The organism is Streptomyces sp. DSM 116795 (genome assembly GCF_055792905.1).
On sequence record NZ_CM147707.1, the window covers coordinates 4,738,168 to 4,753,591 of the forward strand.

Below are 15,424 nucleotides of genomic sequence, written 5' to 3' on the forward strand. Positions count from 1 at the left end.
CCCGACCGCCGACCGACCGAACGCAGGAGGACGGGATGAGCAGCGCGAGCGCGCGGCTGCTGAAGCTCTTCGAGGGGCACAGGCTCACGCCGACCCAGCGCCGGATCGCGCACTGCATGGTGCGGCAGGCCGGCGACGCGCCCTTCCTCTCCAGCGTCGAGCTGGCCGATCTGGCGGGCGTGAGCCAGCCGTCCGTCACACGCTTCGCCGTCGCCCTCGGGTTCGACGGCTACCCGGCGCTCCGCCGGCACCTGCGCGAATCGGCGCCGGACGCGGGGACGGCCGCGGGCACGGGGGACGCCGAGCCCGATCCGTACAACGCCTACCAGCAGGCCGTGCACGCCGAGATCGACAACCTGCGGCACCTTGCCGCGCTGCTCGCCGACCCCGCTCCCGTGGAGCGTGCGGCCCGTCTGCTCGCGGCGAGTCCCACCCTGCCGGTGCTGGGGCTGCGCGCGGCCTCGGCGCAGGCGCGCGGCTTCGCCTACTTCGCGTCCAAGGTCCACCCCGACGTGCGGTTGCTGGACGAGGGCGGCAGCATGCTGGCCGACCGCGTCGACGGGTGTGTACGGGCGGGCGCGGACGTGCTGCTGTGCTTCGCGCTGCCGCGTCACCCGAAGGAAGTCGCCGAGACGCTGGACCATGCGCGGGGTGCGGGGCTGCGGATCGTCACCGTCGCCGACAGCGCCTTCGCGCCCGTCGCACACCCCGAGGACCTGCTGCTTCCGGCGGCCGTCGGCACGGGGCTCGTCTTCGACACCGCGTGTGCGCCGATGCTGCTGGGGCGGGTGCTGCTGGAGGCGATGTGCGACGGGCTGCCGGAGGCGCAGTCGAGGCTGGAGGAGTTCGACGCGCGGGCGGCCGAGCGCGGCCTCTTCTTGGAGTGACACAGCTTGGAGTGACGCAGCTTGGAGTGAGGTGGGCCGTCCCCGGCGGGTGGGCCGAACGAGCGGGTCGCGGCAGTCGTCGTGCCGCCGGACTCCCGCCGTGGTGGGTGCTCGCCGCCGCGGCGGTCCTTCCGCTGCGGCCAGCGGCCGCGCAGCTGCTCGCTTGAGGGTCGGCAGCATGGCCGACGGGCCGCAGGGAGCCTGCCCGGGCCGCAAGGCTGGTGCTGTGGCCGGGAAGGATTGCCGGGAAGCCCGCGGCGTTCGGTGCATGGGGTCTCCCCAGGCCCGTAAGGGCCGAGGGGACGCATCGCGAGGCGGAGGACCGTCCTCGTACTGGGGTCCCCCATGCCTCGAAGGGCTGGGGTTCCCCATGCGAAGCCAGGGGCGGGAGTACTCGGGCGACTCCCACAACGCTGGGGCACCTCCCGGCCGAAGGCCAGGGGGCCGAGGTACCGCGCCGGGCGTCGCGAGCCGGTGGACCTTTCCGGTCACAGCACCAAGGGGCGCCGCATTGTCGTCCGGCCGCCGGACTGGCGGAGCGCTACGCGGGGGCGGTGCGGCCCTCCGCGCCGCCCCGTCCGCCGCCGTCCCGTCCGCCGCGCCACCTCCCGTACGGATCGCGTCCCAGGAACGCCACGAGACGGTCGCTCGGATCGGCCTCCGCGGGGACGGTGAGCGGCGGCCCGAAGAGCGGATGCCGCGCCGCGGCCCGTGGCACCAGCTGCCTGGCCGTACGCATCAGTGCGGTGGCGAGCGCCGCCGGTACGGGCCGTGGCAGACCGGTGGCCTGCGCGATGTCCCAACCGTGCACGGCGATCTCCAGCGCTCCCGTATGGGCGAGGGCCGCGGCCGTCAGCGGCAGGTCGTGTACGGCCACGAGCCGGTCGGCGGGGCTGTCGGAGGCCGCCCATGCGCCCATCAGCCGTGACGCCCGGGTACGGAAGGCCGTGGCGGGGTCGTCCGAGCCGCCGTGAGTCCCGCCGCAGGAACCGCCGTATGAACCGCCGCGCTCACCGCCGCGCTCACCGCCGTCCGCGCCGCTCTGCTCACCTCCCAGGTCCGGGACCGCCGGGCCCAGCGAGACGTACCCGTCTTCGATCCCCTCGCAGAGCGCCGCGAGCGAGTCGTCGGTGTGCCACAGCAGTGCCCGCAGATCCCAGCGGCCGCACGGCGTGGGGCGGCCCAGCGCCTCCGGCGTCACAGGCCGTACGGCGCACAGCGCATACCCGAGTGCCCGCTCCAGCAACGCGGCGCCGGCGTTCGGCGTGCCGTCATCCATCGCCCTCCCGCCTGCCTCTCCCGGCCGCCGCCGTCCCGTGTCCTCTTCAGCCCTGCCCGTCGGGCATCTGGATGAACTGGACGTAGTTGCCGTCCGGGTCCTCGACGGTGGAGAACCAGGCGCCGAAGTCGGTCCGCTCCACGGGACGCACCCAGCGCACTCCCAGGCCGTCCAGGTGCTGCTCGGCCGCCCTGATGTCGCGCACGGTGAAGTTGACGAGGCGGCGCCCCGGCTCGGCGGCCTGCTCGGCGACGTCGTCGCGCTCGTCGAAGCCCACGTACATCCCGTCCGCGATCTTGAGCAGATGCTCCTCCCAGTGGGCGCCGAGCGGTTCCAGCGCCGCCCGGTACCAGGCCGCGAGCCTGCCGGGGTCGGTGCTGCCGAGGACGATGCCGCTGACGTCGAGGATGTTCGCAGCCATGGACTGTGCCTCCCGTGGGGTCGGGTGTGCTTCCCTCTTCTCTCACCCGTACCGACCGGCGGGACGGCGCGAACTCATCGGCGCCGGGCGGCGATTCCCAGAAACGCCCTGTTCACGGCCCACAGCACGATGCCGAGCGCGACGAGCAGCCCCGCCCGTACGTACACGTCCGCAGCGCGGTCGGCGAGCGGGCTGGCCAGCAGGCCCGTGGCGAGCGTGCCGACGACGGGCAGGGCGGTCGGGGTGCGGAAGTGGCGGTGCTCGACGCGGTCCTTGCGCAGCACCAGGACGGCCACGTTGACGACCGCGAAGACGCACAGCAGCAGGAACGACGTCGTGTCGCCGAGCCCTTCGATCTCGCCCGTCGAGACGAGCGCGACGGCGAGCAGGGAGACGAAGACGATGCCCGCGACCGGGGTGCGCCGTGCGGGCAGCACACGGCCCATGGCGGCGGGCAGGATGCCCTCGTTGGCCATGCCGTAGCAAAGACGCGACGCCATCATGATGTTGATGAGCGCGGAGTTGCTGACGGCGAACAGGGCGATGACGGCGAAGAGTTCGGGCGGGAAGCTCACACCGCCCGCCTCGACCACCTCCAGCAGCGGCCCGCTGGACTTCTCCAGCACCCGGAAGTCCACCAGCAGTGAGGAGACCAGCGCCACCAGCACGTAGATCGTGCCGGTGACGGCCACGCCGATGAACAGGGCACGGGGGAAGTTGCGGGCGGGATCGACCGTCTCCTCCGCCATGTTGACCGAGTCCTCGAAGCCGACGAACGCGAAGAAGCCGAGCGCGGTCGCGCCCATGACGCCCGTCAGCACCGCGTATCCGGTGTCGCCCGATGTGTGGATGTCCCCGAGACGGCCCGGGTCGCCCTCGCCCGCGAACACGGCGAACACGCCGATCGCGATGATGATCAGCAGGCCGGTCAGCTCGACGAGCGTGAGCACGACGTTCGTCTTCACCGACTCCGAGACGCCGCGCAGATTGAGCGCGGCCAGCGCGAGGACGAAGAGGATCGCGATGAGCGTGGGCGGTGCGTCCACGAGCACGCTCAGATAGTCGCCGGAGAAGGCGAGGGCCGCCGCGCTCGCCGACGACAGCCCCGAGCACATCACCATGAACGCCACGATGAAGGTCAGGAAGGGCACCTTGAACGCCCGCTGGGTGTAGAGCGCGGCACCGGCGGCCCGCGGATACTTGCCGACGAGTTCCGCGTACGAGGCCGCCGTCAGCAGCGCCACCACGAAGCCGATGGCGAACGGCAGCCACAGCGCGCCACCGACCTTGCCCGCGACCTTCCCGGTGGTGGCGTAGATGCCGGTGCCGAGGATGTCGCCGACGATGAAGAGGATCAGCAGTTTGGGGCCGATGGCCCGGACCAGAGGCGTGTCCTCCGCGGACGCGCCGGGGGCGGGGCTCTTGGCGTCAGGGGCTTCGTGAGAATCGGGCATGCGCTGTAGTTTCCCACCGCCGCGGGCATCCAGGCTCCGATCGGTTCCGTACGTTCATGCGGCCGTTTTCCCTCAGGGACCCCCGGCTCGCGGTCAGTTGGCACCGCGCGCTCATCGCGGGCGGCTGCCCGGCCGGCGAAGGGCCCGACAGTCCCGGTCGGGGCGAGTGCGGACCGGACTTCCGGACACCGGAACACCTGGTTGAGGAATGGACCACTCCGGAGCAGGGTGAGTTCTCCACCGGGAGAAGGGACACCCCATGACGTCAGAGCCGACGACGCCCACGACCGCGGCCACGAGCGGCGCGCGGACGCTGCCGCCGTTCCGCGCCGACCACGTGGGCAGCCTGCTGCGGCCCGCCGCCCTCAAGAGCGCACGCGAGGACCACGGCGCAGGGCGGATCGACGCCTCCGAGCTGCGCGCCGCCGAGGACGAGGCGATCCGTGAGGTGGTGCGGCTGCAGCGGGAGGCCGGGCTGCGGGGTGCGACGGACGGCGAATTCCGGCGGCAGTCCTGGCACATGGACTTCATCTACTCGCTCGGCGGGATCAACAAGGTCCAGGACGGCAACCTGCGGGTGAAGTTCCACAACGCGGACGGCGACATCGAGTGGGCGCCGCCCTCGGCACACGTCGACGAGCGGGTGCGGCTGGAACGGACGATCTTCGCCGACCACTTCGCCTTCCTCCGTGACGCCGTCGCGGAGGGTACGACCCCGAAGCTGACCATCCCGTCGCCCAGCATGGTCCACTACCGGGGCGGACGCGCCTCGATCGACGAGACCGTCTACCCGGACATGGAGTCCTTCTGGACGGACCTCACCGACGCGTACGCGGCCCAGGTGCGCGGCGTATACGACCTGGGCTGCCGCTACCTCCAGCTCGACGACACCAGCCTCGCCTACCTCAACGACCCCGAACAGCGCCGTCACGTCGCCGAGATCGGCGGCGACCCCGAGCACCAGCACGAGACGTACATCGCCAACATCAACCGCGCGCTGGCGGACCGCCCGGGCGACCTGCGGGTCACCACGCACATGTGCCGGGGCAACTTCGCCTCGTCGTGGGTGGCTTCGGGCGGCTACGACTTCGTCGCCGAGGCGCTCTTCGGCGGACTGGACGTCGACGGCTTCTTCCTGGAGTTCGACGACGAACGCTCGGGCGGCTTCGAACCGCTGCGCTTCGTACCGAAGGGCAAGCAGGTCGTGCTCGGGCTCGTGACAAGCAAGCGGCCCGAGCTGGAGAGCAAGGACGCGCTCAAGCGCCGCATCGAGGAGGCGTCCCGCTACGTCGACATCGACCAGCTCTGCCTGTCGCCGCAGTGCGGCTTCTCCTCCACCCTGGAGGGCAACAACCTCACGATCGACGACCAGTTGGCGAAGCTGAGGCTGATCGTCGAGACGGCGGAAGAGGTGTGGGGCGGAGTCTGACACCGGCGGGGCCTCCGGGACGGCCGCCCCGGAGGCCCCGCCGCCCCCCGTACGGGCCCCGCACCGTGCCGGGCCCGTACCGCGGATCAGCCCGCCTCTGGCGGAACCCCGCACCGGGCCTCCCGTAGGCGGCTCGCCTCCGGAGCGGACGCCGCCGGCTTGCCCCTCGTCACGATCTTGAGGGTGCCGGAGGTGAGCAGCCTGGACTGGAGGGAGCCGCAGGCGCACCGCGTCCAGACGAGGACTCCCTCGCCTGTCGGGTGCTGGGACAGGTCCCGGACGGGCTCGTCGTCGGGCCAGCCGCAGTAGGGGCACTCGGACACTCGTGAGCCTCCTCGCTCGCCGGGCATCACGTCACCGTCGGCGTGGACCGCCTCGGGGCGGGGCGCGCCCGGCACCGGTGAACGCCTTCGCACCAGACAGCCTGCCGGGAGTGGATCGTGCAGGTCCAGGTTCGATTTCTTCACTGAACCGTGTACAACAGGTACATGATTGATTTGCGGCGTCTCACAGTGCTCAGGGCGATCGCGGAGTACGGCACCGTCACCGCGGCGGCCGGGGCCGTGCATCTGACCCCGTCGGCCGTCTCCCAGCAGGTGCGCCAGCTCGGCAAGGAGCTGGGCGTGGTGCTGCTTCAGCCGCAGGGGCGGCGGGTGCGGCTGACGGAGGCCGCCCACGCTCTGCTCAGGAACGCCGACGCCATCGAGGAGCTGTGGCAGCGCACGGAGGCCGACCTGCGCGCCACCGCCGACGGCGAGCCGAGCGGCGTGCTGCGCACGGCCGCCTTCCCGACCGCCGCTTCCGCGCTGCTGGCGCCCCTGGCGGTGCAGCTCCAGCAGAGCTGGCCCGAACTGACCGTAAGGGTGCGGGAGGCCGAACCGCTCGACTGCTTCGACCTGTTGTTCTCCGGCGACACGGACCTCGCGGTGGTGGAGGCGCTGCCGGAGAACCCTCCGCTGGGCGACCGGCGCTTCGACCAGCGGCCCCTTCTGGACGACCCGTTCGACCTGCTCACCACCGCGGACCACCCCCGTGCCGGGGAGCCCGGACCCGCACTGGAGGAGCTCGCCGCCGAGCCCTGGATCCTCGGCATGCCCTTCAGCGGCTGCTCCGCGCGCCATCTCGTGCTGGCCGCCTGCCGCAGCGCCGGGTTCACACCGGACGTGGCGCACGAGGCGCGCGAGTGGAGCCTCGTCGCCGCCCTCGTCTCCCAGGGACTGGGTGTCGCGCTCGTGCCGCGCCTGGCTCAACTGCCCCCGCACCTCGACCTCGTGCGTACGCCGCTGACGGGACGGCACGTGCCGTCCAGGCGCTTTCTGAGCGTCGTCCGGTGCGGCAGCGACGGTCATCCCGCCGTCGCCGCCGCCCTCGGTCTGCTCGGCGAACTGGCCGCGAAGCAGGGCCTGTCCACGGTCGGCGCCGGGGCCGAACCGGCAGGGTGAGGGACGCTCCCGTGACGGGGCCCCTGGCGCGGCCCGACCCCGGTGGCGGCGCCCCGGCGAGGGCTCACACGTCCCGCAGCGCGTCCCTGTGCGCCCCGCCCGAGCCCTCGACGATGTCCGCGAGCGACTGCGGCTCCCGTACGGGCACGAAGCGCACCCCGGCGTTCGCCGTACCCGCGCCGCCGGAGGCGGACCGGGGCGCCGGCCCGGACCCGGACCCGGACACCGTGAAGCCGTAAATCCCCGGCCACGGCAGGGAGTTGTAGCCGAACGGGTTGGAGAAGTAGTAGGCGCCCGTGTCCAGGAGGCCCACGTGGTCGCCCTCGTCCAGGCGCGGCAGGAGCCGGTCGCGGGCCACCAGGTCGCCCGCGAAGCAGCACGGCCCGGCGATGTCCTGAGCGGCCTCGTCGCCGTGCTTGGGTTCGCCGGCCGCGTCGTACGCGGCGACCCGCAGCGGCCAGGCCTCCGGCGTGAAGACCGTACGCACCGCGATCTGTGCGCCCGCGTGGGTGACCGCGATGGGCCGCCCGCCCGCCGACTTCGCGTACTCCACGCGGGCGAGGACCGTGCCCGCCTTGGCCAGCAGCGCGCGCCCGAACTCGGTGACGATGCCGTACCGCCCGTCGAAGAGCCCGGGCACGGTGGCGGCGAGCAGCCGCGCGTACTCGTCGAAGGAGGGCGTGACCTCGTCGCTGCCGAAGTTGACCGGGAGGCCGCCTCCCAGATCGAGGGTGTCGATCTGGCGCCGGCCGACGGCCGCGTTGATCTCCTCGGCGAGTTCGTACGTGGCCCGCGCGCCCTCCGCCATCAGCTCCAGCGGCATGCCCTGCGAGCCCACGTGCGAGTGGAGCCGGGTCAGCCAGGGGCGTTCCCGGTACGCCCGTACGACCCATTCACGGGCCCCCGGGTCGTGGAGTGCGACGCCGAACTTCGAGGTCGCGGTGGCGGTGCTCATGGCGCCGATGGCGCCCTCGCCGATCTGCGGGTTGACGCGGAGACCCAGCGGCGAGGGCGCGGGCTCGCCGGGCGTGATCAGCCCGTCGAGACGGGCGAGCTCCTCCGGGTTGTCGGCGTTGAGGGCGATGCCGAGGACGAGGGCCTCGCGCAGCTCGCTGGTTGTCTTGGCGGGGGAGTCCAGAACCGTCTGCCCGGCCGGCACCCCGGCCGCCCGGGCGAGGGCCAGCTCGCCGGGGCTGGCGACCTCGGCACCGATGCCCTCGTCCGCGAGCAGGCGCAGGACGGGCACGAGCGAGGCGGCCTTGACGGCGAAGGTGTGCTGGACGCTCTGGCCGAGGGCGCTCACGCCGTCGAAGGCGGCACGGAGGGCGCCGGCCGCCTCCCGTATCGCCTGGACGTCGAGCAGCGCGGCGATCGGATGCCGGTCCTCGGTGACCAGGCCCTGCTCGACGGCGGCGCGTACGGCCAGATCGCGGCGTGCGGCGAGCGCGGCCGCCTCGGCGGAGGCCGGGGAGGCGGCGGAGGCGGCGGAGGTCCTGGAGGCCGCCGCGGACTCCGGTGTCCTGGAAGCCGCGGCGTCCGGGGAGCCCTCGAACTCCGAGGAGCCCGAGGAGCTCGAGGAGCCCGCGGAGGCTGCGAAGGCGGTGGTGGCGGGGCTGCTGCTTGAGTCGTGCATACGACAAGCGAAACACGTCCGCGTCCGGCAGGGGTCTGGACCACTCGCGATGTTGACTAGGTCTATTCACTCCGTAGAGTGTGTGAATAATTGACGTCGGGGGAGCCGGGACAGCACACAGCAGGGAGGCACGGGAGATGTCAGGACCGCGACCCGTACGGGCGCCGCGCGGCAGCGAACTGAGTGCCCGGGGGTGGCCGCAGGAAGCCGCCCTGCGGATGCTGCAGAACAATCTCGATCCCGAGGTCGCCGAACACCCCGACGAACTCGTCGTCTACGGCGGTACGGGCAAGGCCGCCCGCGACTGGGGTTCCTTCGACGCCATGGTCCGCACGCTGCGCACCCTCGGCGACGACGAGACGATGCTGGTGCAGTCGGGCCGTCCCGTCGGCGTCATGCGTACGCACGAGTGGGCGCCGCGCGTGCTGCTCGCCAACTCCAACCTCGTGGGTGACTGGGCCAATTGGGAGGAGTTCCGGCGGCTGGACGCCCTCGGGCTCACCATGTACGGGCAGATGACGGCCGGTTCGTGGATCTACATCGGCACGCAGGGAATCCTGCAGGGCACGTACGAGACGTTCGCCGCCGTCGCCGCGAAGAGGTTCGGCGGAACCCTCGCAGGCACGATCACGCTGACCGCGGGGCTCGGCGGCATGGGCGGCGCGCAGCCGCTCGCCGTGACGATGAACGACGGTGTCGCCATCTGCGTCGAGTGCGACCCGTCCCGCATCGAGCGCCGCATCGGGCACGGCTATCTGGACGTACGGGCCCATTCGCTCGACCACGCACTGGAGTTGGCGGTCAGCGCCCGCGACGAGCGGCGCCCGCTGTCCATCGGCGTGCTCGGCAACGCCGCCGAAGTGGTGCCGCAGCTGCTGGAGCGGGGCGCCCCGATCGACATCGTCACCGACCAGACCAGCGCGCACGATCCGCTCGCCTATCTCCCCGTCGGAGTCGACTTCGACGACATGGCGCGGTACGCGGCGGACAAGCCGGCCGACTTCACGCAGCGGGCACGCGAGTCGATGGCCCGGCACGTGGAGGCGATGGTCGGTTTCATGGACGCGGGCGCCGAGGTCTTCGACTACGGCAACTCCATCCGGGGCGAGGCCCAATTGCACGGCTATGGGCGTGCGTTCGACTTCCCCGGCTTCGTACCGGCCTACATCCGGCCGCTGTTCTGCGAGGGCAAGGGCCCCTTCCGCTGGGCGGCGCTGTCGGGCGACCCGAAGGACATCGAGGCGACGGACCGCGCGCTGCTCGAGATGTTCCCCGCAAGCGAGTCCCCCGAGAACGAGTCGCTCGCCCGCTGGATCAGGCTCGCCGGTGAGCGCGTGCACTACCAGGGGCTGCCGGCCCGTATCTGCTGGCTCGGCTACGGCGAACGGGACCGCGCGGGCGAGCGCTTCAACGACATGGTGGCGAGCGGCGAGCTCTCGGCGCCGCTGGTGCTCGGGCGCGACCATCTGGACTGCGGCTCGGTGGCCTCCCCGTACCGGGAGACCGAGGCGATGCGCGACGGTTCGGACGCGATCGCCGACTGGCCGCTGCTGAACGCCATGGTCAACGCGTCGTCCGGGGCGACCTGGGTCTCGATCCACCACGGCGGCGGCGTCGGTATGGGCCGCTCGATCCACGCCGGGCAGGTCACCGTGGCCGACGGGACGGCGCTGGCGGGCGAGAAGCTGCGCCGGGTGCTGACGAACGACCCGGGCATGGGCGTCGTACGCCACGTGGACGCCGGATACGAGCGTGCCGAGGAGATCGCCGCCGAGCGGGGCGTGCGGGTGCCCATGCGGGAGGGCCGGGAAGGCGGGGCCGGCGCGTGACCGAGGGGGACGCGGGAGCGGGAGGCGCCGAGGGCGCGGCGGGCGCGGGCGGCGCGGGAGGCGCCGAGGGCGCGGCGGGCGCGGACGGCGCGGAGGAGCGTCGTCCGGAGCCCCGCAGGGTCGTCGGCCGGCCCGTACCGGACTTCGGACGGCGCGGGAACCGCGCGGACGGCGCGGGCGCCGGCGGGGGAGACGGCCGGGCGGCGAGCCCTGCCTCGTTCCATGAGATGTGGCGCGAACTCGCTCCCGTGGGCCGGCACCGGGACAGCGGCGGCTACCGCCGCTACGCATGGACCGGCGCGGACACCGACTGCCGCGCCTGGTTCCGTGCCCAGGCCGAATCCCGCGGCCTGGCCTGCGAGTCGGACCGCAACGGCAACCAGTGGGCGTGGCTGGGTGTCCGGAGCGCGGAGGAGATCGCCCTCGGGAACGCCGTCGTCACCGGCTCCCACCTGGACTCGGTCCCCGACGGCGGCGCCTTCGACGGCCCGCTGGGCATCGTCTCCGCGTTCGCCGCGCTCGACGAACTGCGGGCCAGAGGCGCCCACTTCACAGCGCCACTGGGCATCGTCAACTTCACCGACGAGGAGGGCGCGCGCTTCGGGCTGGCGTGCGTCGGCTCCCGCCTCAGCGTCGGCGGGCTGACGGCGAAGCACGCGTGGGGGCTGCGCGACGGTGACGGCGTCACCCTGCCGCAGGCCATGGAGCGCGCCGGGCAGGACCCGGACGCCATCGGTCCCGATCCCGAACGGCTCGCCCGCATCGGCGCGTTCGTCGAACTCCACGTCGAGCAGGGCCGTGCCCTCGCGGACCCGCGCGCCCTGGCCGCCTTGGGCGCCTTGGCCGCCATGGACACTGCCGCCGGGCCGGGCGGCTGCCCCGTGGGCGTGGCTTCGGCGATCTGGCCGCACGGCCGCTGGCGGTTCGACTTCCACGGCGAGGCAAACCACGCCGGCACCACCCGGCTGGAGGACCGCCGCGACCCGATGCTCACCTACGCCGGCACCGTGCTCGCCGCCCGCGAGGAGGCGGAGCGCGCCGGGGCCCTCGCCACCTTCGGCAAGGTCGCCGTCGAACCCAACGGCGTCAACGCCATCCCCTCCCTCGTACGGGGCTGGCTGGACTCCCGCGCTGCGGACGAGGAGACCCTCGCCGCCGTCGTCGCGGGCATCGAGGGCGCGGCGCAGCGGCGCGCCCGTGCGGACGGCGTCCGGGTCGGCGTCACCCGCGAATCCCGCACGTCCGTCGTGGAGTTCGCCCACGGCCTGCGGGACCGGATCGCGCGGCAGCTCGGCGGCGCCCCGCTGCTGCCGACCGGCGCGGGGCACGACGCGGGAATCCTCTCCGCGTCCGTCCCGACGGCGATGCTGTACGTACGCAACCCCACCGGCGTCTCGCACTCGCCCGCCGAATCCGCCGACGAGGACGACTGCGTGGCCGGGGTGAGAGCACTCGCCGACGTGCTGGAAGGGCTGGCCTGCCGATGACATCCCCCTCCCGGGAGGACCCGTCCCACGAGGGTCCCGAGCCGGGGCGTACGTACTGGTGCGCGTCCGCCTGGCTGAACGGCACCGTCGAGCCGGAGGTCCTCATCGAGACCGGCGCGGACGGCAGGATCACGGCCGTACGGACGGGAGCCGGGGCACCGCCGCAGGGCGCCGAACCGCTGCGGGGCCTGACCCTGCCCGGCCTCGCCAACGCGCACTCGCACGCCTTCCACCGGGCGCTGCGCGGCGCCGTCCAGGTCGGCTCCGGCACCTTCTGGACCTGGCGCGAGCTGATGTACCAGGTCGCCGGCCGCCTCACGCCCGACTCGGCGTACGCCCTGGGCCGCGCCGTCTACGCGGAGATGGCGCTGGCGGGCATCACCTGCGTCGGCGAGTTCCACTACCTGCACCACGCGCCCGGCGGCGAGCCGTACGACGACCCCAACGCGATGGGCCACGCGCTGATCGCGGCGGCCGCGGACGCCGGAATCCGCATCACCCTCCTCGACACGGCCTACCTCGCCTCCGGCTTCGGCCGCGGCGGCCGCGGCGAGCCTCCCGGGCGGCAGCAGCTGCGCTTCTCCGACGGCACGGCCGCGGCATGGGCCGAGCGTGCGTCCGCGCTGCGCACCGGGGAGGGCGGGCACGCGCGTACCGGCGCCGCGATCCACTCCGTACGGGCCGTCCCCGCACGGGAGTTGGGCCCCGTGGTGGAGTGGGCGGAGGAGCGGTCGGCGCCGCTGCACGTCCATCTGTCCGAGCAGACCGCCGAGAACGACGCGTGCCATCAGGCGCACGGCTGCACTCCCACGCGGCTGCTGGCGGATCACGGGGTCCTGGGACGCCGTACGACGGCCGTCCACGCCACCCACCTGACCGACGAGGACATCAAGCTGCTCGGCGACGCCTCCGCCGGCGTGTGCATGTGCCCGACCACCGAACGTGACCTCGCCGACGGCATCGGCCCCGCGCCCCGGCTGGAACGCGCGGGCGCCACGCTGTCGCTGGGCAGCGACAGCCACGCCGTCGTCGACCTCCTGGAGGAGGCGCGGGCGATGGAGCTGGACGAGCGGCTGCGTACGCGAACCCGCGGCCACTGGACGGCGGCCCAGCTCCTGCGCGCCGCGACGGAGGAGGGGCACCGGGCACTCGGCTGGCCCGAGGCGGGCCGCCTGGAGGCCGGGATGCTCGCCGACTTCACGACGGTTTCCCTGGACTCCGTACGTACGGTGGGGCCCGCCCCGCGCATGGCCGCGGAGGCGGCGGTCTTCGCGGCGACGGCGGCCGACATCCGCCACACGGTCGTCGGCGGCCGCCATGTGGTCCGGGACGGCCGCCACGCGCACGTCCCGGACGTCGCCGCGTCCCTCTCCGAGGCCATTGGTGCCCTCCACTGACGCCCGGCCGCCCCGCTCCGGCGCCGCCGGCGCGCTGCGTCCCTGGTGCCTGGCGGCCCTCGCTCCCGGCATCCGGTGTCCTGGCGCCCCGGTGCCCGCACCGAGTCGTCGCGCGCCGGCGCGGCCCGGCCCGCCGCACTTCGCCCTCCGCCGTGGGCTGCGTCCTTCGGGCCTGGCGGCCCTGCGCCCGGCCTGCGGCGTCCTGGCGCCCATGTGGCCGCACCGAGTCATCGCACGCAGGCGCGGTCCGGCCGCCCGTCGGCCGCTGTCCCTCGGTCGTGCCGCTCGGGTCGCCGTCGGCGGTGCGGCCATGGGGCTTCGCGGCCTCTGCTCCGGCGTCCCTGGCCGGACCGGGACGCCGCCACGTCGGCCCCGGCCGGCACGCCTCCGGGCCGTTCCGGGACACGCTGGCGACGCCGTTGCGGACCCTTCCCGCGCGGGCGCGGGCGCCGCGGGCCGGACCGTGCGCATTTACGGAACCCGGCCGGGAGACCGCCACGCGGAGAACCAACCCGGAAGACCCTGCGCCGGGAGGGCCTGGCACCCCGTGGGCCCGCCGCACGGGGGCCAGGTGCCCGGGAGAACCGGTACCCGGTGGAGCCAGAGCCCGGAGAGCCCGGCACTCGGAGGGATGGCGCCTGGTGGGTCCGGCGCCGGAGCAACCGGGACCCGGGAGAACCGCCGGGGGAAGCACCGCCGCCCCGATGCCCCGGCACTCGGAGGCCCCGGCACCCGGAGGGATGGCGCCTGGAGGAGCCGGGGCCGGAGCAACCGGCACCCGGGAGAACCGCCCGGGGAAGGACCGGCGCCCGGAGGGCCGTCGCCCGCCCCGGAGGATCCGGGCCGGGACGGAAGAGCCGCGGGGAGCCGGGCCCGTGAGGGCCCGCAGGCATCCCCGCCGGGGGAGCCGGGCCCGCTCGTGAGGGCCCGCAGCCATCAGGAACGCACAGCGCCAGCGACCACGCGAGGAAGCCAGTCATGACCAGCACCGTCGTCACGAACATCCGATCCCTGGTGACCAACGACCCCGCCCTCGGCGACGGCGGCCCGCTCGGCCTCGTCGAGGACGCCGCCGTCGTCCTCGACGGCGACCGGGTCGCCTGGGTGGGCCGGGCCGCCGACGCACCCGCGGCCGACTCCGCTTACGACGCCGAAGGCCGCGCCGCACTCCCCGGCTTCGTCGACTCCCACTCCCATCTGCTCTTCGGAGGCGACCGTACGGCCGAGTTCAACGCCCGCATGTCCGGCCGCCCTTACACGGCCGGCGGCATCCGTACGACCGTCGCGGCGACCCGCGAGGCCACCGACGGCGAACTGGCGCGCAACCTGGGCCGGTTCCTCGACGAGGCCCGCCGGCAGGGCACCACCACCATGGAGACCAAGTCCGGCTACGGCCTCACCCCCGAGCAGGAGTCCCGCGCGCTGCGTGTGGCCGCCGGGTACACCGACGAAGTCACGTACATGGGCGCCCACATCGTCGCCCCGGAGTACGCGGACGATCCCGCCGGCTACGTCGACCTCGTCACCGGGCCGATGCTGGACGCCTGTGCGCCGTACGCCCGTTGGGTCGACGTCTTCTGCGAGAAGGGCGCATTCGACGGCGACCAGGCCCGTGCCGTGCTCACCGCGGGCCGGGCGAAGGGCCTCATCCCGCGCATCCACGCCAACCAGCTCTCTCAAGGGCCGGGCGTCCGGCTCGCCGTCGAACTCGGCGCCGCCTCCGCCGACCACTGCACACACCTCAGCGACGCCGACGTGGACGCCCTCGCCGGCGCGGAGGCCACGGTCGCCACCCTGCTCCCCGGGTGCGAGTTCTCGACGAGGGCCGTCTATCCCGACGCGCGCCGCCTGCTGGACGCGGGCGCCACGGTCGCACTCTCCACGGACTGCAATCCCGGTTCGTCGTTCACGTCGTCCATGCCGTTCTGCGTGGCCATCGCCGTACGGGAGATGGGGATGACGCCGGACGAGGCCGTCTGGTCGGCCACGGCGGGCGGTGCACGCGCTCTTCGCCGCACCGACGTCGGCCGCATCGGCCCCGGCGCCCGCGCCGACCTGACCCTGCTGGACGCCCCCTCCCACGTCCACCTCGCCTACCGCCCGGGCGTCCCTCTCACCACCCGGGTCTGGCACCGGGGAATCCCCGTCCCCATGTGACTGCGCACG

General features: G+C 73.7%; 12 protein-coding genes. 7 read left to right on the top strand and 5 right to left on the bottom strand.

Annotated features, from left to right (window positions below; all coding sequences use genetic code 11):
• The first annotated feature begins 35 nt into the window (after positions 1–35).
• Positions 36–887, top strand: a complete 852-nt coding sequence (locus ACSMXX_RS20455) for a MurR/RpiR family transcriptional regulator (RefSeq protein WP_473180151.1) — start codon at positions 36–38, stop codon at positions 885–887.
• Positions 888–1,428: 541 nt separating this feature from the next.
• On the opposite strand, the gene ACSMXX_RS20460 is transcribed toward ACSMXX_RS20455, so the two are convergent.
• The 3 genes from ACSMXX_RS20460 to ACSMXX_RS20470 all read right to left on the bottom strand — a co-directional run bounded on the left by ACSMXX_RS20460 (position 1,429) and on the right by ACSMXX_RS20470 (position 4,041).
• Complete coding sequence (locus ACSMXX_RS20460) at positions 1,429–2,166, bottom strand: maleylpyruvate isomerase family mycothiol-dependent enzyme (RefSeq protein WP_473180152.1); 738 nt, start codon at positions 2,164–2,166, stop codon at positions 1,429–1,431.
• Between the two features lie 46 nt (positions 2,167–2,212).
• Entirely contained in the window at positions 2,213–2,587 is a 375-nt protein-coding gene (locus tag ACSMXX_RS20465; protein ID WP_473180153.1) for a VOC family protein, read from the bottom strand.
• Between the two features lie 74 nt (positions 2,588–2,661).
• Positions 2,662–4,041 (bottom strand): APC family permease, encoded by a 1,380-nt coding sequence (locus tag ACSMXX_RS20470; protein ID WP_473180154.1) that lies wholly within the window; start codon positions 4,039–4,041, stop codon positions 2,662–2,664.
• 259 nt (positions 4,042–4,300) lie between these two features.
• Here ACSMXX_RS20470 and ACSMXX_RS20475 point away from each other — a divergent pair, with 259 nt between their 5' ends.
• Complete coding sequence (locus ACSMXX_RS20475; RefSeq protein WP_473180155.1) at positions 4,301–5,470, top strand: 5-methyltetrahydropteroyltriglutamate--homocysteine S-methyltransferase; 1,170 nt, start codon at positions 4,301–4,303, stop codon at positions 5,468–5,470.
• An 86-nt stretch (positions 5,471–5,556) separates the two neighbouring features.
• Here the strand turns inward: ACSMXX_RS20475 and ACSMXX_RS20480 are convergent, their stop codons facing one another.
• On the bottom strand, positions 5,557–5,793 hold the full coding sequence (locus ACSMXX_RS20480; RefSeq protein WP_473180156.1) for a hypothetical protein: 237 nt from the start codon (positions 5,791–5,793) through the stop codon (positions 5,557–5,559).
• A gap of 165 nt (positions 5,794–5,958) precedes the next feature.
• On the opposite strand from ACSMXX_RS20480, the gene ACSMXX_RS20485 reads away from it, so the two are divergent.
• Positions 5,959–6,912, top strand: a complete 954-nt coding sequence (locus tag ACSMXX_RS20485) for a LysR family transcriptional regulator (RefSeq protein WP_473180157.1) — start codon at positions 5,959–5,961, stop codon at positions 6,910–6,912.
• Positions 6,913–6,976: 64 nt separating this feature from the next.
• On the opposite strand, the gene ACSMXX_RS20490 is transcribed toward ACSMXX_RS20485, so the two are convergent.
• Positions 6,977–8,545 (bottom strand): type III PLP-dependent enzyme domain-containing protein, encoded by a 1,569-nt coding sequence (locus ACSMXX_RS20490; RefSeq protein ID WP_473180158.1) that lies wholly within the window; start codon positions 8,543–8,545, stop codon positions 6,977–6,979.
• A gap of 137 nt (positions 8,546–8,682) precedes the next feature.
• On the opposite strand from ACSMXX_RS20490, the gene hutU reads away from it, so the two are divergent.
• The 4 genes from hutU to hutI all read left to right on the top strand — a co-directional run bounded on the left by hutU (position 8,683) and on the right by hutI (position 15,415).
• A complete protein-coding gene (gene hutU, locus ACSMXX_RS20495; protein ID WP_473180159.1) occupies positions 8,683–10,374 on the top strand; it encodes a urocanate hydratase in 1,692 nt (563 codons plus the stop codon).
• Positions 10,375–10,601: 227 nt separating this feature from the next.
• Positions 10,602–11,861: an allantoate amidohydrolase gene (locus ACSMXX_RS20500; protein WP_473184881.1), complete on the top strand. Its 1,260-nt coding sequence runs from the start codon at positions 10,602–10,604 to the stop codon at positions 11,859–11,861.
• Positions 11,858–13,258: a formimidoylglutamate deiminase gene (locus ACSMXX_RS20505; protein ID WP_473180160.1), complete on the top strand. Its 1,401-nt coding sequence runs from the start codon at positions 11,858–11,860 to the stop codon at positions 13,256–13,258. Before ACSMXX_RS20500 ends, ACSMXX_RS20505 begins: the two co-directional genes overlap by 4 nt.
• Positions 13,259–14,236: 978 nt before the next feature.
• Complete coding sequence (gene hutI / locus ACSMXX_RS20510) at positions 14,237–15,415, top strand: imidazolonepropionase (protein WP_473180161.1); 1,179 nt, start codon at positions 14,237–14,239, stop codon at positions 15,413–15,415.
• Positions 15,416–15,424 lie beyond the last annotated feature (9 nt).